The sequence below is a fragment of the Alicyclobacillus sp. ALC3 genome (genome assembly GCF_028751195.1).
GTDB lineage: Bacteria > Bacillota > Bacilli > Alicyclobacillales > Alicyclobacillaceae > Alicyclobacillus_L.
Map to the genome: position 1 here is coordinate 1,024,701 of NZ_CP066784.1, position 17,727 is coordinate 1,042,427.

Annotated in this window: 17 protein-coding genes; 2 read left to right on the forward strand and 15 right to left on the reverse strand. The window is 59.6% G+C overall.

Features of this window, described 5'->3' with window-relative positions; all coding sequences use genetic code 11:
* Positions 1–716: 716 nt before the first annotated feature.
* The 6 genes from JC200_RS04905 to JC200_RS04930 all read right to left on the reverse strand — a co-directional run bounded on the left by JC200_RS04905 (position 717) and on the right by JC200_RS04930 (position 5,932).
* Positions 717–1,631 (reverse strand): proline dehydrogenase, encoded by a 915-nt coding sequence (locus JC200_RS04905; RefSeq protein WP_274435050.1) that lies wholly within the window; start codon positions 1,629–1,631, stop codon positions 717–719.
* A 26-nt stretch (positions 1,632–1,657) separates the two neighbouring features.
* Positions 1,658–1,858, reverse strand: a complete 201-nt coding sequence (locus JC200_RS04910) for a hypothetical protein (RefSeq protein ID WP_274435051.1) — start codon at positions 1,856–1,858, stop codon at positions 1,658–1,660.
* Positions 1,859–2,006: 148 nt separating this feature from the next.
* Positions 2,007–2,945 (reverse strand): 4-hydroxy-3-methylbut-2-enyl diphosphate reductase, encoded by a 939-nt coding sequence (locus JC200_RS04915; RefSeq protein WP_274435052.1) that lies wholly within the window; start codon positions 2,943–2,945, stop codon positions 2,007–2,009.
* 83 nt (positions 2,946–3,028) lie between these two features.
* Positions 3,029–4,552: a nicotinate phosphoribosyltransferase gene (locus JC200_RS04920; RefSeq protein WP_274435053.1), complete on the reverse strand. Its 1,524-nt coding sequence runs from the start codon at positions 4,550–4,552 to the stop codon at positions 3,029–3,031.
* Positions 4,549–5,445, reverse strand: a complete 897-nt coding sequence (locus tag JC200_RS04925) for an inositol monophosphatase family protein (RefSeq protein ID WP_274435054.1) — start codon at positions 5,443–5,445, stop codon at positions 4,549–4,551. Before JC200_RS04925 ends, JC200_RS04920 begins: the two co-directional genes overlap by 4 nt.
* Positions 5,446–5,707: 262 nt before the next feature.
* On the reverse strand, positions 5,708–5,932 hold the full coding sequence (locus JC200_RS04930; protein WP_274435055.1) for a heavy-metal-associated domain-containing protein: 225 nt from the start codon (positions 5,930–5,932) through the stop codon (positions 5,708–5,710).
* Between the two features lie 138 nt (positions 5,933–6,070).
* Here JC200_RS04930 and JC200_RS04935 point away from each other — a divergent pair, with 138 nt between their 5' ends.
* Positions 6,071–7,657, forward strand: a complete 1,587-nt coding sequence (locus JC200_RS04935) for a class II fumarate hydratase (protein ID WP_274435056.1) — start codon at positions 6,071–6,073, stop codon at positions 7,655–7,657.
* 1,022 nt (positions 7,658–8,679) lie between these two features.
* On the opposite strand, the gene JC200_RS04940 is transcribed toward JC200_RS04935, so the two are convergent.
* The 4 genes from JC200_RS04940 to JC200_RS04955 all read right to left on the reverse strand — a co-directional run bounded on the left by JC200_RS04940 (position 8,680) and on the right by JC200_RS04955 (position 12,384).
* Positions 8,680–9,513 (reverse strand): MBL fold metallo-hydrolase, encoded by an 834-nt coding sequence (locus JC200_RS04940; protein ID WP_274435057.1) that lies wholly within the window; start codon positions 9,511–9,513, stop codon positions 8,680–8,682.
* 107 nt (positions 9,514–9,620) lie between these two features.
* The gene (gene hutH / locus JC200_RS04945) at positions 9,621–11,213 is read right to left on the reverse strand and encodes a histidine ammonia-lyase (RefSeq protein ID WP_274435059.1); all 1,593 of its coding nucleotides are present in this window, start codon (positions 11,211–11,213) and stop codon (positions 9,621–9,623) included.
* 341 nt (positions 11,214–11,554) lie between these two features.
* Positions 11,555–12,019: a hypothetical protein gene (locus JC200_RS04950; protein WP_274435060.1), complete on the reverse strand. Its 465-nt coding sequence runs from the start codon at positions 12,017–12,019 to the stop codon at positions 11,555–11,557.
* 35 nt (positions 12,020–12,054) lie between these two features.
* Complete coding sequence (locus JC200_RS04955; protein WP_274435061.1) at positions 12,055–12,384, reverse strand: hypothetical protein; 330 nt, start codon at positions 12,382–12,384, stop codon at positions 12,055–12,057.
* Between the two features lie 166 nt (positions 12,385–12,550).
* Here JC200_RS04955 and JC200_RS04960 point away from each other — a divergent pair, with 166 nt between their 5' ends.
* The gene (locus JC200_RS04960; protein WP_274435062.1) at positions 12,551–12,703 is read left to right on the forward strand and encodes a hypothetical protein; all 153 of its coding nucleotides are present in this window, start codon (positions 12,551–12,553) and stop codon (positions 12,701–12,703) included.
* A gap of 160 nt (positions 12,704–12,863) precedes the next feature.
* On the opposite strand, the gene JC200_RS04965 is transcribed toward JC200_RS04960, so the two are convergent.
* The 5 genes from JC200_RS04965 to JC200_RS04985 all read right to left on the reverse strand — a co-directional run bounded on the left by JC200_RS04965 (position 12,864) and on the right by JC200_RS04985 (position 17,536).
* Complete coding sequence (locus JC200_RS04965; RefSeq protein ID WP_274435063.1) at positions 12,864–13,847, reverse strand: electron transfer flavoprotein subunit alpha/FixB family protein; 984 nt, start codon at positions 13,845–13,847, stop codon at positions 12,864–12,866.
* Positions 13,848–13,969: 122 nt separating this feature from the next.
* Entirely contained in the window at positions 13,970–14,740 is a 771-nt protein-coding gene (locus tag JC200_RS04970; RefSeq protein ID WP_274435064.1) for an electron transfer flavoprotein subunit beta/FixA family protein, read from the reverse strand.
* Positions 14,737–15,525, reverse strand: coding sequence for a fatty acid metabolism transcriptional regulator FadR (locus JC200_RS04975; protein WP_274435065.1), 789 nt, complete (start codon positions 15,523–15,525; stop codon positions 14,737–14,739). The genes JC200_RS04970 and JC200_RS04975 overlap by 4 nt, the downstream gene beginning before the upstream one ends.
* A gap of 975 nt (positions 15,526–16,500) precedes the next feature.
* Entirely contained in the window at positions 16,501–16,860 is a 360-nt protein-coding gene (locus JC200_RS04980) for a hypothetical protein (RefSeq protein WP_274435066.1), read from the reverse strand.
* A gap of 22 nt (positions 16,861–16,882) precedes the next feature.
* Positions 16,883–17,536, reverse strand: a complete 654-nt coding sequence (locus tag JC200_RS04985) for a helix-turn-helix domain-containing protein (RefSeq protein ID WP_274435067.1) — start codon at positions 17,534–17,536, stop codon at positions 16,883–16,885.
* Between the last annotated feature and the right edge of the window lie 191 nt (positions 17,537–17,727).

Consider the following 17,727-nt stretch of genomic DNA (forward strand, 5'->3'; position numbering starts at 1 on the left):
AGAGGGCTGAGGTCTGAGGCGGCGGTGGGAGTTGGACGCCGTAGCGCCATTGTGGCCGCAAACCAGCGGGATCACGACGAGGATTGCGCCATTGCGGCGTAATTGACCCCTTAACGCCAAAACCCCTCATGCTCCTGCGGAGCACAATTTATAATGAAAATAGCCGCAAACGGCTATTTTCCCCATCAATGTCCACACGAAGCCGCCAAACCGGCTCATACATCGCATCGCCAACCTGCTAGTGCAATTGTGGTCGTGCCGTAGGTGTCAATTTGACACTTACCCGCGGGGATGTCGTGCCGTAGGTGTCAATTTGACACTTACATGCGAAGACGCCGCGCCATAGGTGTCAATTTGACACTTACATGCGAAGACGCCGCGCCATAGGTGTCAATTTGACACTTACATGTGAAGACGCCGTGCCATAGGTGTCAATTTGACACTTACATGCGAAGACGCCGCGCCATAGGTGTCAATTTGACACTTACATGCGAGATCCCGATAGAACGCCATCATGCCACGTTGAGCTTAGCGTGGTGGTGATTCGCAGACACGCGTACGGCGCACGCCCACTCTGCTCCACGCCCACTCTGCTCCACGCCCACTCTGCTCCACGCCCACTCTGCTCCACGCCCACTCTGCTCCACGCCCACTCTGCTCCACGCCCACTCTGCTCCACGCCCACTCTGCGCCCGCCAAGCCTGCGCGCAGGGACATCACCTCATCATGCCACGCAGCACGAAGCCGACGTTCGCCGGGCGCTCGGCCAGCCGGCGCATGAAATAGCCGTACCAGTCATTTCCATACGGCACGTAGATACGCAGCGGATAGCCCTCTTGGACGAGGCGGTGTTGTAAATCCGTGCGGATCCCGTAGAGCATCTGAAACTCGTACTTGTCTGACGAGAGCTGGTGCTTGCCGATAAACAACTTGCAGTGTTCGATAATCTGCTCGTCGTGCGTGGCCACCGCCACGAAGCCCGACCCGAGCAGGAGCGATTCGACCATCTTCACGTAGTTCGCATCTACTTCCGCCTTGTCCGGGTACGCCACACTCGGCGGCTCTTTGTATGCACCTTTGACGACGCGAATGTGGGCGCCTTCTCTAGAAAGGCGCACCGCGTCGTCAAAGCTCCGGTACAAGTAGGCCTGCAACACTGTGTCGACGTTGTCGTAGTCTTTCCGCAACTGGTCAAACATGTTAAGCGTGACCTGGCAACGCGAGAAGTCTTCCATGTCGATGTTGACGCGCAGGCCGAAATCTTTGGCCGTACTCAGGATGCGGCGCATGTTGTGCGTGCACAGATCGCGGCGGATGTCGAGCCCCATCTGCGTCATCTTGACTGACAGCGTAGCCCGAACGCCCGCTGCTGCAATCGCGTCAAGTGTGCGCACGCAGAAATCCGTCGATTCCGCGGCCTCCCGTTCATCGCTGACAAACTCGCCAAGGTGGTCGAGCGTGGCCGTGATCCCGTCCGAATTCAACTGCCGGACCGTAGCAATTGCACTGTCAATCGTCTCGCCCGCGACAAACCGCTGTGCCCCAAGGTGTAATCCGTACCGTTTTGCCAGACGATTCGCGGACTTGTTTTTGGCGAGCGACAACAACACAGAGCGCATCATCTGCTCCATGACAAGCCTCCGTTCCCGGATCGGACTCAGAACAGGATGTGAGTCACGTGGATGCCACTAATGCCTACGTGGTAGCCAAGGGAAAATCCAAGCAGGATCAGGAACGCGATCCAAAAACCCACCGCAAGTGTTGTAAACAGCCAGCGCACAGCGCGCCGTCTCAAGATGGTGCAGGCCACTGCAACGACCAGCAGGACCAAGAGCATCAACATTTGAGCGCCCGTCAAACTTTCATCTCCTCAACCATGTCGTCCAACAACGCAGCCCCATCGCGGGTTGCGCCTCGAGCAGCCACGCAACTCGCCTGGCCGATGGTGCCTGGCCGGTGCCCCAATCGCAAGCTCCACTCAAAACCAGCCAGAGCCTCTACGCGAGTCAGTGGCGCGCAGTCGGCAGCAAGCGGTCCGGGTCCGCAGTGCGAACCGGCTCCCACGTGCTCTTGTCGTGCTCATCGTACCGTGAGAGGTACTGCACGACTTCATTCGTGATCGCGGTCGGTGTCGACGCGCCAGACGTCACCGCGACGCGGTTGACGCCTTTGAGCCAGGCCCGGTCGATCTCGGTCACGTCCGCAACGCGGTGCGCCGGCGTACCCGCCACTTCCTGTGACACTTGGGCGAGCCGGTTCGAGTTGTTGCTGCGCGGATCGCCGACGACGAGACACAAGTCTGCGTCCTTCGCCTGATCGGCCACTGCCTGTTGCCGTGTCTGCGTCGCCATACAGATTTCGTTGTGGATTTCTGCCTGCGGGTACTTGCGCTTCACCGCCTGCATCAAGTCGGCCGTGTCCCACTGGCTCATCGTCGTCTGGTTCGTAACGGCAATCTTCTCGCTTTGAATGGCGAGTCCGTCGACGTCCTTCATGTTCTCCACCAAATGCACGTGACCCGGCGCCACGCCGCTCGCGCCCTCCGGCTCCGGATGGCCCTTGCGGCCGATGTAGATAATCTCGTAGCCAAGCGCAACGCGATCGCGAATCAAATCGTGCGTCTTCGTCACATCTGGGCACGTGGCGTCGATCACACGCAAGCCACGCTCTGCCGCGCGGCGCTTCACTTCTGGTGACACGCCGTGCGCGGTGAAGACGACTGTACCTTCCGTCACCTGCTCAAGCAGCGCTAGACGGTCTGCGCCGTCAAGCGTGATGACGCCTTCGCGTTCAAAAGCGTCGACTACATGTTGATTGTGCACAATCATGCCAAGTATATAGATCGGGCGTGGCAGCGTCTTGTCCTCTGCTGCCTGTTTCGCCATGACCATTGCATCCACTACGCCGTAGCAGTAGCCTCTCGGTGTAATCTTGACGACGTCCATCGGCATCGCCTCCACCCTGCATTATACTAGAATCGACAGAACAGCGTGTGACGCCGGATATCCGCTAGGCCCTCACACTCTGCTCAGGTCGACGGCACCCCTGCGGGACGCTGTGCGAGCAACAAATCGTGCTTTAAATTCCACAACCGCTGCGACAAGTCAACGTGGTAACCGTGCGGATTGACCGGGCGCAACACTTCGGATGAAAACAGTTTGAGTTGGTCCTCAACGCGGGACTGGATGTCCGTTAAAGTCGGCAACTCATACACGAGCTCGCCGCTCTGATAAACAGGCGTCAACAGCGGTTCGACCGTGAAGTTGCGAATAGTCTTGCGTTTGTAGGTGTGGACCGGATCAAACAGTTCAATCGGCTGGGTAGGATCGATGACCTCGTCGTCGAGCGCGATTAGGTCTGCTGAAGCGTGCCCTTCCACGATGAACCGCAGTACCTGCTTCTTGCCGGGGTTGGTCACTTTGCTCGCGTTTTCCGACACCTTGATGCAAGGCTCGAGCTCGCCTTCCCGCTCTCGCGCCGCGAGCTTATACACGCCCCCGAGGGCTGGGCAGCCCTGACTGGTGATGAGATGTGTGCCGACACCCCAAGACGTAATTTTCGCGCCTTGAATCAGCAAGTCGCGAATGGTGAACTCGTCGAGGTCGGACGACGCGATGATGCCGATGTCTGGATAACCAGCCGCATCAAGCATCTGCCGCGCGCGTTTCGAGAAATACGCGAGGTCGCCGCTGTCGATGCGGATGGAGTGCACCTTTCGCCCCTGCGCCTCCAACTCGCGCGCCAACGCAATCGCGTTCGGGACGCCGCTGCGCAACACGTCGTACGTGTCGACGAGAAGCACCACGTTGTCCGGAAAAGTCTGTGCGTAGGCGCGGAACGCTTCCAATTCAGAGTCGAAGTTCTGAATCCAGCTGTGTGCCTGCGTTCCGAGCACAGCCATGCCAAAACTCTGCCCCGCGAGTACGTTGCTGGTGCCGACGCAACCGCCAATCATCGCGGCGCGCGCCCCGAATACAGACGCATCCATGTTCTGTGCCCGGCGCAGTCCCATTTCGATCACGGGCGCGTTCGGGTGCGCCGTGTTTGCGCGCGCTGCATCCACAATTCGCCGGGCTTTGGTCGCAATTAGACTCTGGTGGTTTACGAAAGAGAGGACGGCAGACTCGACGAGCTGCAATTCAAAAACGCGCCCTTCAAATCGCAGCAACGGCTCGTTCGGGAACACAACAGTGCCTTCAGGCACAGCGTACAGATGTCCGGTGAAGCGGAAGTTGCGCAGCTCTTCGAGGAAGTCGTCCGAGAATGCGCCAAGGGAGCGCAAATAAGCGATGTCCTCGTCGTCAAAGCGCAGGTTGTGAAGATACCACACCACCTGCTCAAGTCCAGCGGCGATGACGTACCCGTTGCCGCAAGGGTTGGTGCGGTAGAACAGGTCAAATACCACGCGCTGGTCCTGTCCGTCAGCCTGATGATAACCGTACATCATCGTCAGCTGGTAAAAGTCAGTCAGCAACGCAGCTTTTCGATCCCGGTAAATTGGCAACGCCGAGACCTCTTCAACTCGTTCAAACGCTCGCGTGCGGATGGTCATGCTGGCGTCTCCCCTGCTTGTGCAATGTGCGACTGAATGGCTGTCGCGAGGGCTTGCTCTCCACTGGCAATGACGTCACGAGTGTTCAAGTCAAACGGCTGTCCGGTGACCGTTTGAATGGTTCCTCCCGCTGCCTGGACGAGGCATGCGCCAGCTGCCAAATCCCATGCGTTCAGGTCGTATTCCCAAAATCCGTCGATACGCCCCGCGGCGACATACGCGAGGTGCAGCGCCGCAGCGCCAAGAGCGCGCAGGTTCTTGACCTTGCGTGCCAACTGAAGACCCGCCGCGGTTAACTGCTCGCGAGCTTCGCTGCGATACGGAAAACCTGTCGCGACGATACTCTCCTGCAGTTCAGTATGTGTGGAACTCCGTAGGGTCTGCCCAGGCAGTGGAGCAGTGGGGTCGTCTGCTGCGACGAACGCTCGCGCCTCTTCACCGCTACAGACGGAAGCGCCGGAGCCGTCTCTGGCCACAAACAGTTCGTCCCGGTACGGGTCGTAGATGACGCCGACTTTCACATTCCCATGCTCTGCGAAGCCGATAGACACCACCGACAACGGGATGCCCGCCACAAAGTTGGTCGTGCCATCGAGCGGGTCAATCACCCACAGCGCAGCCGCGTCTGAGACCTGTGCAGTCGCTGTGGCGGCCGCGTCAGACCCGGGCGCCGTCGTCTCCTCCCCAAGCACCTTGTGGTCTGGAAACCGAGTTGCAATGTGTCCGCGAATCATGCGTTCACAAGCGGGATCAACATCCGTCACCACGTCTGCCAGCGATGTCTTGACTGTCACCTGCTTCGCCTCATGCACGCGTGAGCGAATGTACGCGCCTGCTTCTAAAGCCGCCGTAATCGCGACTGACAGAACCTCGTGCAGACTTCCTCTTGCCATCCACCTTGCTCCCTTCGTTAGTCGTCCGCTTCCGCGGAATCGATACACTTGCTAGCCTGCACGCTGGCAGACACTCTTCAGCCTGTGCTGCGAACAGACGCTTCGTCTTCACCCTTCGAGCCCAAACACTGTATGTATGCGTAGCGGCGAACGCCGCCGGATACGCCAGTTCATGTCGTTGACAGCATACCACAGACCCCGCCATGCTTACGCATAGCCGACTGTGCTCGCGCTGATGCGCACGGCTCGCCACCGCCCACGTTTACGCGTACAGCTCCGTCGCCGCCACCAAGCTGTACCCGGCCTCTTCAACTGCCGCCCGCAACATGCCGAGGGACAGAGCACCCGCCGCCTCAACCACGACGTTTCCCGTCTCGTAATCCGCATCCGCGCTCTGCACGCTTGGGAGGCTGTAAAGGGTTGATTCCACTGCTGCTTTACAGTGAGCACAGGACATGCCTTTGACCTTCAGCTGCCAGGTTGACATCGCAATCACTCCCCTACGCCTTTGTTATGTCTACCATACACAACCAGCTTCTGCCCCCACAATGGGTCAACCGGACTAGAAAGTTTGGTGATTTGTTATACTGACAGCAGGAAACATGTACCAATAGGAGGGACGCGGATGACAGAACCGACGCAGGCAACCCGTACCGCACACGACTCCTTGGGCGACTTGTCCATCCCTGCCGAGGCCTACTATGGTGCGCAGACGGCCCGCGCGATAGAAAACTTCCCAATCAGCGGTTTGCGGTTGCCGCACGCATTTGTGCGAGCACAAGCCATCATTAAATGGGCAGCGGCGAATGCGCACCGCGACCTCGGCGCAATCGATCCCGCCAAAGCCAGCGCCATCTGCGCCGCCGCGGAAGAAGTCATCGCAGGCAAACACAACGAGTGGTTCCTCGTCGACGTCTACCAGGCAGGCGCAGGGACTTCGCAGAACATGAACGTAAACGAAGTCATCGCTTCCCGAGCAGCAGAGTTGCTTGGCGGTGAGCGCGGCGACACAAAACTCGTTCACCCGAACGACGACGTCAACCAGTCGCAGTCCACCAACGATACGATTCACGTGGCGATGCAGATTGCGGGTGTGGAGCAGTTGGCTCATCAGCTTAATCCCGCTCTCGCCAAACTCGAATCTGCCCTCCACGCCAAAGCCGAGGAGTTTGCGCACATTGTCAAGTCCGGCCGCACGCACCTGCAAGACGCGGTGCCGCTTCGCCTCGGCGACGAGTTCGGCGCGTGGGCTGAGAATATCCGCCGACATCGGCGCTGGCTCGAGCAGGCAGCAGCCAACCTGCTCGACATCGGCCTCGGCGGAAACGCGGTCGGCACCGGGATCAACACGCCGCCAGGTTTCGCACAGACTGCCGTGCGCTACGTCGCGGAGTTTACCGGCCTGAGCTTCCGCATCGCCGACAATCCATTCACCTTCAACCAGAACCCAGACGAAGTGGTACTCGTGAGCGGCGTCCTGCGCAACCTCGCGCTCGCACTGCAGCGCATCGCAAACGACCTGCGCCTTCTCTCCTCCGGGCCGCGCACAGGGTTGGCGGAGGTCGAGTTGCCGGCGGTGCAACCCGGCTCATCCATCATGCCAGGCAAAGTCAACCCGGTCATGGCGGAGATGCTGAACATGGTGGCGTATCAGGTCCAAGGCTGCGACACCACCGTCGCGCAGGCAGGCGGCGGCGGACAACTTGAGCTTAACGTCATGATGCCCGTGATGGCGGCAAACTTCCTGCATTCGATCGCGATCCTCGTGAACGCCTGCGACGTCTTCGCCGACAAGTGCGTCCGCGGCATCACGGCCAACGAGGCGCGCTGCCACCAGTACGCGGAGCACACGCTGTCGCTCGCGACAGCGCTGAACGTCGAACTCGGCTACGAGGCTGCGGCGAGCATCGTCAAACACGCCCTCGCGCATGACCTGAGCCTGCGCGAAGCCGGCCGCGCGCTCGGCATCGACGAAGCCGCGATGGCGAGCGCGCTCGACACGGACGTCATCTCGCAGGTGGTTCCGCGCACACAGGCACAGGCCGCGGGGGCGGCGGGAGCTCGGCAGGCGGCTGGGGCCGCTGGGGCCGCTGGAGCCGCTGGGGCCGTGCAGGCAAGCGAGACGGCGCCTGCCGCGAACAACTCGCTTCCATCGCGAGGAGCAGCAACCGCCCGCACATATGGGCAGCGCCCCCAGGGGTCTAGCGACTGACTGGAGCAGCAGCGGATGCGCTCGGTGGGCGCGGCCATTCTGGCTCTATCTAGGACCAGACTGTGCTGATAGCGCCAATTTGGCGTAATCGGACGGCAGCGCGATGGGAATAGCGCCAAACTGGCGCTATCTCCGACCGGACTGTGCTGATAGCGCCAATTTGGCGTAATCGGACGGCAGCGCAATGGGAATAGCGCCATTCTGGCGCTATCTCCGACCAGACTGTGCTCATAGCGCCAATTTGGCGTAGTTGGACGGCAGCGCAATGGGAATAGCGCCATTCTGGCGCTATCTCCGACCTGACTGTGCTGATAGCGCCAATTTGGCGTAATCGGGTGGAATCACAATGGGAATAGCGCCATTCTGGCGCTATCTCCGACCCGACTGCGCTGATAGCGCCAATTTGGCGTAATCGGGTGGAATCACAATGGGAATAGCGCCATTCTGGCGCTATCTCCGACCCGACCGTGCTGATAGCGCCAATTTGGCGTAATCGGACGGCAGCGCAATGGGAATAGCGCCAATTTGGCGCTATCTCCGACCAGACTGTGCTGATAGCGCCAATTTGGCGTAGTTGGACGGCAGCGCAATAGGAATAGCGCCATTCTGGCGCTATCTCCGACCGGACTGTGCTGATAGCGCCAATTTGGCGTAATCGGGTGGAATCACAATGGGAATAGCGCCATTCTGGCGCTATCTCCGACCGGACTGCGCTGATAGCGCCAATTTGGCGTAATCGGACGGCAGCGCGATGGGAATAGCGCCATTCTGGCGCTATCTCCGACCAGACTGTGCTCATAGCGCCAATTTGGCGTAATCGGACGGCAGCGCGATGGGAATAGCGCCATTCTGGCGCTACCGACAGTCGGTCTGCGCTCATAGCGCCATTCTGGCGCTACCGCGACACCAATAGCGCCCTCCCGGCCAGCGGTGTCGGCAGCGCCCTCCAGGCGTCGGCGGTCCGTAGCGGCAGCGGCGCCCTCCCGGCAGCGGCCGTCCCTGTTCTTTCCCAAACGGCCGCGCTACCCTTTCAGCTCGCGGCGAAACAACTCGAGGTTCTGCTCATGCTCGTCCTTCATACCCGTAGCAAACGGGTAGCGCCGAAGGATTCCCGCGAGCGCAGCGGCGGCCCCTTCATCTTCTCGCACATAGGCCCGCGCGGCGGCGATGTACTCGTATGCCGCCGCGACACGCCGACGCATCTCTGCAACGTCAGTCGTGTACTGACCGTGACCCGGCACCAACACGCGCACCGCGAGCTCAGACAGCATGTCAGCCGCTTTGCAGAGCGTCGCCTCGTACGGCTGGCTACCAAAGTAGATGAACGGCATTTCGACATCCGACAGATAGTCGCCAACGAGCAGGACGCCATGCGGTTCGACAAAACTGAGCAGTCCACAGGGGGTGTGCCCAGGCGCTAGGTGGAACGTGATCGCAGCCCCACCGTCAGGGTCGCCGAGAGCGAGGCGTTGCCCATCGTGATCGATCACCACATCCAACTTCGGGTACTCAATTGGGTAGCTGCGGCGCAGGTAGTGCTTGGCGTCGAACTCGCTTATCGTGTCAAGCGCCTCCTGCCAGTCCGGGCGCTCCACGAGCGCAAGACTGCCGATGCGCACCGCGTCCGGAAACGCGGCGCTAGCAATGATATGGTCCCAGTCCGAATGCGTAAACAGCAGGTACAGCTTTCGATCTTGCTGCACCTCCGTCACATAGTTTCGGATTGTCTCGACCTCTTCCGGCAGCCACGTGGGGTCGACCACCAAGACAAACGACTCGCCTTCCAGCACTGTCGACGTCGTCTGATAGAGTGCACTTTGAAAGACGGTCACACCGTTTGCGCAGTATTGGATCACGCTCGTCTCTCCCCCTTGCCTCAACTTCGAGTCAACACACCTTACGCCACCAGCCGCTTCGCCCACTGTCGCCATTTTTGCGCCGCTCTGGTCGCGACGTCACCCGCTTACGGCAACTCCACGCTACTCTGCAGCGCATCGGCGAGCGCAGCAATGGCGTCGCTGACTGAGGCGTCGGTGTTGAGGGGCGGCGCGAAGCTGCGCACGAATTCGAGTGTGCGCCGACTGGCCTCTGACAGGTCGTTCTCGGCCTTGTCCAGATACAGTGCCTGTGACGCGCAAATGAGTTCAATGGCAATCACGCGCAGCGCGTTGTGCACCACCTGCCGCGCTTGCCGCGCCGCAATCGTGCCCATGCTGACGTGGTCCTCCTGGTTGGCGGACGACGGGATGGAATCGACGCTCGCCGGATGGGCTAGCACCTTGTTCTCGGAGACGAGGGCGGCGGCGACGTACTGCGTAATCATGAGCCCCGACTCCAGGCCTGCGTTCGTCGCCAGAAATGGCGGAAGACCGCTCAGTTGCGGGTTGACGAGCCGCTCGATGCGCCGCTCCGAGATATTCGCCCACTCTGCGGCTGCGACCTTAAGTAGGTCCATCGCGATGGCGATGGGTTGCCCGTGGAACTGCCCGCCCGAGAGGATGCGGCCGTCCTCGAGCACAATCGGGTTGTCTGTTGCGGAGTTGACTTCTACTGCCAAGCGGTCGTCTGCGTACTTCCACGCCTGCCACGATGCCCCGTGAACTTGCGGTACGCAGCGCAGCGAGTATGCGTCTTGAACGCGCAGGTCACCTTGGTGTGTCACGCGCTGACTGCCCTGCAGTCGACTCCGGACACGCGCAGCCACTTCTTCTTGCTCCCGGTGGGGACGGGTGGCGAGGAGGGCGGGATCGAATGCACTGATGATGCCGCGTAGCGCCTCCATCGTGAGACACGCCGCTGCATCAGCCCACAGCCCGAGCCGCTCGGCCTCCGTCACAGTGGCGACAGCGACGCCTGACATGGCCTGGGTGCCGTTGATGAGCGCGAGTCCCTCTTTTGCGCGCAGGCGAACGGGCTGCAGCCCTGCGGCTCTGAGCGCCTCGCCGCCTCCGATCACGTGCCCTTGATACTCAGCGCGGCCTTCCCCCATCAGGACCAGCGCCATGTGCGCGAGCGGGGCTAAATCGCCGCTTGCGCCAAGCGAACCCTGCGAAGGAATGACCGGGTGCACACCATGGTTGACCATGTCGACGAGAAGTTGCAGAGTCTCCGGGCGGATGCCGCTGTAGCCTTTAGCCAGCGCATTGGCACGCAGCACCAGCATGGCGCGGACGACGTCGGTCGGGAATGGGTCGCCAGTGCCGACTGCATGCGACCGGATGAGGTTCACTTGCAGCTGCTCGACATCGTCACCGGCGATGTTGACGTCGCTCAGTTTGCCGAACCCGGTCGTCACACCGTACACCACGTCGCCGGCGGTGACATGCACTTCGACTCGGTCGCGGCTCGCGCGCACGCGCTCCCACGACGCGTCGGGGATGTAACAGGCACGCAGGCCCTTCGCAATGGCGAACACGTTCGCCCGAGAGAGCGTTTCGCCGTCGAGCGCAACCGCGTCACCGTCGTCGCGTCCCCCTTGCAGTTCTTGTCCAGCCTGGTCCGCTGCCAGAGAGTGAATTGCGGAATGAGTGCGGTGGTCAGAGAGAGAAGATGACATATAAGTTCCACCTTTCTGGTTTTGAGCGTGGCCTCTTACGCTAATGCTTTACCATAACAAAGGGTGACCGGAATCCGGTCACCCTAACAATCACAGTGAACATGAAGTTGTCTGACTTGGCGGACCGCAGGCCGCCCTCGCCTAGTGGCTGACTGCCCCAACTGCCATATTCGCGCGCGACGCACCCGCTTCACCCCCCGCCTCACGATGTCCTTGCCTGTGTTGCTTCTATTCTACGCATCCCCGGAATTTTCGCAACTCGAGTTGGGAACATTCCCTAGGTTCGACGCCGGAGCGTTCGCACTCCCCTGTTACATGCACTCCGTGAGTTTTACGACACCTCAGTCTTTGAATGTACGCCAGTCCAGTTTGGACTTTTTCAGGAGTTCTTCAAACGACGCATCATCCGGTTCTGCCGGGTCAAACAGTTCTGCGAAAGACGCTTCTCGCTCGGACTCTTCGGTCTGCGTCGCAGCTGCAAACTTGCTGCGGTTTTTCACCACAGAATTTGGGGTTCGGCCGGAGTCCACTTTGTGGGCCACTTTCTCACCCGCAACCTTAGCAGCTTTAGCCGCCTCTTCCTTCGCAGCAACTGCTGCCATCTCAGCCTTGAGCTTAGCCAGTGCCGCGAGCGCAGACTGTCCAAGGTGATCCTGCATGAGCGTCTGCCCGTTCTCCTCTACCTTCTTGTCGGCTGCGGGTTTCTTCGGCTTCTCTTCCCGAAACCAGTCAGCCGCGTATTCAGGCTTGTCCCCTCCGCTGAAGTCTTGACTGAGTGCCCCTGGCCGCTTGCGTTGTTTCCCCATATGAGTCGCTCCTTAAGCGAAGATTCGCTTCCCCGTTACGACTTCGCCAAGTGTTCCTGCAAGTACTCTTTCTCACGATCGACTAAGTCCGGGTGATCTCGCAACTGCCTGCGCAGGATGCGCTCCTCCCACACTTCGCTGCCGGGACCGGCTTCTGCATCGCTAGACTGAATTGCAGGCTCTAGGTCGCCCTGCTCCAAGTCTGCAATTTTGCGGTCGTAGAGGATCTCCCACTGTTCGACGCCTTCCTGTCGGTCACGCTGAGACACTTGCATATAGATGCCGGGCACATCCTCATCCGGCCCAACGACGTACATAAACATTTCGAAATCATCCCACTGGTGCGTCCAGTCCATCTGATCCATCGCGATACCCCTTGTGGCACAGCCGCCTTGAATTCCCGGTACGACTGGCAGACCAGTCAAATCCAGTGTACCCGCGGCCCTCTTGACGTGCAACCGTCACTGTCATTTGCTACAATAATCGTTGACGTCAACTTGGGCATCCGGCGCCCCCATGAGGAGGCCGAGCATGAGACGGTTATTCTTAATCCTGTTTGTCATTTCGCTTGTGATTGTCGGTATCGAGACGTTCCGACCACAAGCCCCGTTTCCGAACGTTTTTGGCGGTTCGGCCGGGACCGTGACAAACACATCGACTGGTGCTGGACAGAACTCGTTCTAAGATTCAAACGTGTTGAATATTTAAAGTGGACATTTCGTTCTCTCGCTGCCACGAAAGCGCAAAACGGCGTTTGCTCCTCGCTTTGAGAGCAACCGCCGTTTGCCTTGTGAGCAACGATATTCTAGGAACGATATTCTGAAGGATGACCCGGCTGCGCAGGTTAGACGGTTGCCAGGACTTTCTTGAATTCCTCCGTCAACATCGGCACGACTTCGAACAGGTCCCCCACAATCCCATAATCCGCCACCTGGAAAATAGGCGCCTCTGGGTCTTTGTTGACGGCGACGATGACTTTTGAGTTTGACATTCCGGCCAAGTGCTGAATGGCGCCCGAGATCCCGCAGGCGATGTACAGGTCCGGCGTCACAACTTTACCGGTCTGGCCAATCTGCATCGAGTAATCGCAGTACCCTGCGTCGCACGCCCCACGCGAAGCACCCACTGCTGCGCCAAGCACGGCCGCGAGTTCCTGCAGCGGCTTGAAGCCGTCTGCGCTTTTCACACCGCGCCCGCCGGAGACGATGATTTTCGCCTCGGTCAAGTCTACGCCCGCCGAAGCCTTCTGAATGACTTCCTTGACAATAGTCGAGAGGTCAGCCTGTTCGAACGAGACGGACAGCGTGTTCACCGTACCCGCCTTGCTGAACCCATCTTCTTGCACCGGCAGGTTGTTCGGGCGAACTGTCGCGAGGGTGACGCCATCTTTCACCTTCACTTTGGTAAACGCCTTACCGGCGTAAATCGGGCGCGTGAACACCAGTGTGTCCCCGTCCTTGTCGTAGCCGACGATGTCAGACACCTGACCGGCGCCGAGGCGCATCGCAACGACCGGCCCCAGGTCCTTGCCGATCGCGGAGTGCGCGAACAGCACAATGTCCGGAGTGCTCGCGCGGTATGCCTCCATGAACGCCTTACGGTACGCCGACGGAGTGTACTTTTCGAGTTCTGGTGCATCCACGACGTACACTGTGTCAGCGCCAGCTGCGCCAAGACCCTCTGCCAGCCCAGCCACACCGCTTCCAAGCAGAACCGCAGCGACGTGACCGCCGTCCGCCATATCGTTCGCAGCGGACAGCATTTCCACTGTCACGTTGCGCAGTTTTCCGTTTCGAACATCCGCCAGTACGAGGATGTTTTTCGCCATACCCTATCCCTCCCGGAATTGTGAGTCCAGAGTCCCATGTGCGGTCGTGACGTACTCAGTCCAGCTCTGCTCAAGTCCAGCTCTGCTCAGTCCAGCTCTGCTCAGCCGAGTTTCGTGTCTACTCAGCCGACGACCTTGTCGACACTGCGCAAGGACGAGACGAGTTCCTTGACCTGGTCTGACAGTTCACCTTGCAGCACTTTGCCTGCCTCTTTCGGCTTTGGCAAGTAGGTCTCAAGGATTTCCGTACGCGGCGCAACGTCCGCCTCCGTCAGACCAAGTTCCGCCAAGCCGAGGTGCTCAAGCGGCTTTTTGCCCGCCTTGCGGATCCCAATCAGTGAGGGATAGCGCGGATCGTTCAACCCCTGCTGTGCCGTCACAAGGACCGGCAGGGTTGCAGTGACAACCTCTTCGTCGCCCTCTGCATCACGGTGGCCTGTTACTTGATTGCCGTCCACAACCAGTTTCGTGACTGTCGAAATATGCGGAATGTCGAGTTCCTCTGCGAGTCTGACTGCTACTTGGCCAGATCCGTCGTCAACCGCCTGATTGCCTCCGATGATGAGGTCATACGACTTACGCGCGGCGACTTTCGCGAGTACCTGTGCAGCTGTGTAGCTGTCGCCAAAGGCGGCGGGATCATCTACGAGGACTGCATCATCCGCTCCCATTGCAAGCGCCGTGCGCAGCGCCTCTTCGGCCCGCTCAGGACCAATTGTCGCCACAGTGACTTCGCCACCCAGTTCCTCTTTGAGGCGGATAGCCTCCTCCACTGCGTACTCGTCGTACGGGTTGATCACGAACTTAACCCCGTCCTCTTTCACCACACCGTTCTCGACGGAAATGCGCTCCTCTGTATCAAACGTCTGCTTCAGGCAAACCAAGATATTCACGCTTCCACGCTCCTCTCCACATGTTCCACTCTGGTCTTCGTGCGGTTTGCTTGGGTTGCTTGGCCGGCCTCGGTGGGTCCGATGACCGCGGTTGCTTCGACGACCTCGGTTGCATGGCCGGCCTCGGTCGCTTGGCAGGACTCGGTGGGTTCGACGACCTCGGTTGCCGCCGAGCGCATCAGACCGTGCAACAGGACGTCGACTACGTCGTCGGTTAAGTCCACCAAGCGATACTTGCCGCCGGTCAGCACCCACGCGGTGACCGTCTCATCAATCGTACCAAAGATCATCCGCCTGGCAATTCGGCGGTTAACCGTGGGACGCATCACGCCTTGCTCGATGCCCGTCGTGACGATGTCATCCAGAGCATTGTAGAACGGTTTCATGATGTCGCCAATTTCTCGCCGGATATTTGCGTCTACCTGCCTGAGGTGAACCTGAGTCACCATAGCGAGTTGCGGGTTCGCCCCCAGTTGGCCAAAGTAGAGAGCGACGACTTCGCGCAGTTTCTCCTCGGCGCCCGTTGCATTCTCCAGGCGTGCATGCCCGAGTGCAACAATTTCACCGATCGTGCGGCGCAACAGCGAGATCAGGATGTCCTCCTTGTTTTTGAAATACAAGTAGACTGTCCCATCTGCGACACCAGCTGCGCGCGCAATGCGCGATATCTGCGCATGGTGGTAGCCAGATTCGGCCATAACTTCAATGGCCGCCTGCAAAATCGCCTCGTACTTTGCTTCGTCCCGTTTGGTTGCGATGTCCCTCCCCTCCCTTTGAATGAACACTCATTCATTCCTATCCAAGACGTATTTTACGAGCGTTGCGACCGTGTGTCAATCGAGTGTGGGCCATATGCGCGAGAGTTGTCATAGCGTTGGGGCTACTCCGCTACTCCGCTACTCCGCTACTCCGCGGCCAAAATGGCGCTATGCCACCAATTGCGCCAGTTTGGCCGCACCCGACCAGTCACTGTGCTCTATTTGCGCCAGTTTGGCGCTATTCCCACCAATTGCGCCAGTTTGGCGCTGTCCCCTGCCTCCTCACCACCGCATACCGCCATTTTGGCGCTATTCCTACCAATTGCGCCATTTTGGCGCTATCCCCTGCCTCCTCACCATCATTTACCGCCACTTTGGCGCTATTCCCACGAATTGCGCCAAACTGGCGCTATCCCCTGCCTCCTCACCATCATTTACCGCCACTTTGGCGCTATTCCCACCAATTGTGCCATTTTGGCGCTATCCCCTGGCTCCTCACCACCACTTACCGCCAATTTGGCGCTATTCCCACCAATTGCGCCATTTTGGCGCTATCCCCTGTCTCCTCACCACCACTTACCGCCACTTTGGCGCTATTCCCACCAATTGCGCCATTTTGGCGCTATCCCCTGTCTCCTCACCACCACTTACCGCCACTTTGGCGCTATCCCCAACATTTGCGCCAAACTGGCGCTATCCCCTGCCTCCTCACCACCACTTACCGCCACTTTGGCGCTATTCCCACCAATTGCGCCATTTTGGCGCTATCCCCTGCCTCCTCACCACCACTTACCGCCACTTTGGCGCTATCCCCACCATTTGCGCCATTTTGGCGCTATCCCCTGCCTCCTCAACACCGCATACCGCCAATTTGGCGCTATTCCTACCAATTGCGCCATTTTGGCGCTATCCCCTGCCTCCTCAACACCGCATACCGCCACTTTGGCGCTATTCCTACCAATTGCGCCATTTTGGCGCTATCCCCTGGCTCCTCACCACCACTTACCGCCACTTTGGCGCTATTCCCACCAATTGCGCCATTTTGGCGCTATCCCCTGTCTCCTCACCACCACTTACCGCCACTTTGGCGCTATCCCCTGGCTCCTCACCACCACTTACCGCCACTTTGGTTTGGCCGCACCGGACCTGCCTCCTCACCACCACTTGCCGCCAATTTGGCGCTATCATCGACGAGATCCCGCTCCCCCCCGCCACCTTGCCGCTCTGCCCGCCCGATCCCGCGCCACACCGCCACACCGCCACACCGCCACACCGCCACCCCGCCGCTCCAACCCGCCACCCCGCCGCTCTGCCCGCCGGATCCCGCGCCACACCGGTCACTGTGCGCCGTTGTACTGGCACAGAGTGGTCCCCATAACGCGCGTCAGCGGCGTGACTTCACTCGGTACACCCGGCCCCGCTCCGTGCCCGAAACCCGTTCCACCCAGCCCAGCTCCTCCAAGTGTTTGAGGTGCCGACTCAACGTTCGCGCGGGCACATTCATCTGTGCTCGCAGAGCCTCCGCCGTAACCGTTCCGCCCTGTATGCGCGCGTTCCGGAGCACCACGCGGTCAATGAGGGGTAGACCAACCATCCCATCCTCCACTTCACTTGAGAGGTGGGCGATGAGTTGAGTCAGGGTCTTTTGGCAAGATCGCGGTTGTTGACGCACCTGTTCGTACGCGAACCGGATCACCCGCCAGTCGTCAATCACGAGGTCGTTTTGCCGCTGTAAGTGGTCAATAAACTCCTGTTGAGTCACATCTCGCACGTGCGTTTCCATACCGTCGATCTCGACCGCAACTCGAAACGTCGGACGGATGTACGCAAAATCGATAAAGCGGTGCGTGTCTTTAAAGTCGTACACTTCGTACTCGGCGTGCAGGTCGCGGAAGTGACCAAACACCGGCCACCACACGTGTTCCACGAACATCATCTCAGCGTGACCGAGTCCATCCATCAACCGCCCCGCGCCTAATCCTGTTCGATCCCGTTGCTCGTCCCGCAGCCACACCAAATACTCCTCTCGAAACCCCACAGTCGAACTCACTCCTTTCACGTCCGCACAGCGTCCCGCCTTAGCATCTCTTCCACTCTAATGCTGATCCCGCCACCCATCCATGACGCACAGGAGATTCACGCAGTGATCACAATCAGTGGTGACAATCAGTGGTGACAATCAGTGGTCACAATCCACGCCCGGTGCGAGAGATTTTCGAAAATTCGAAA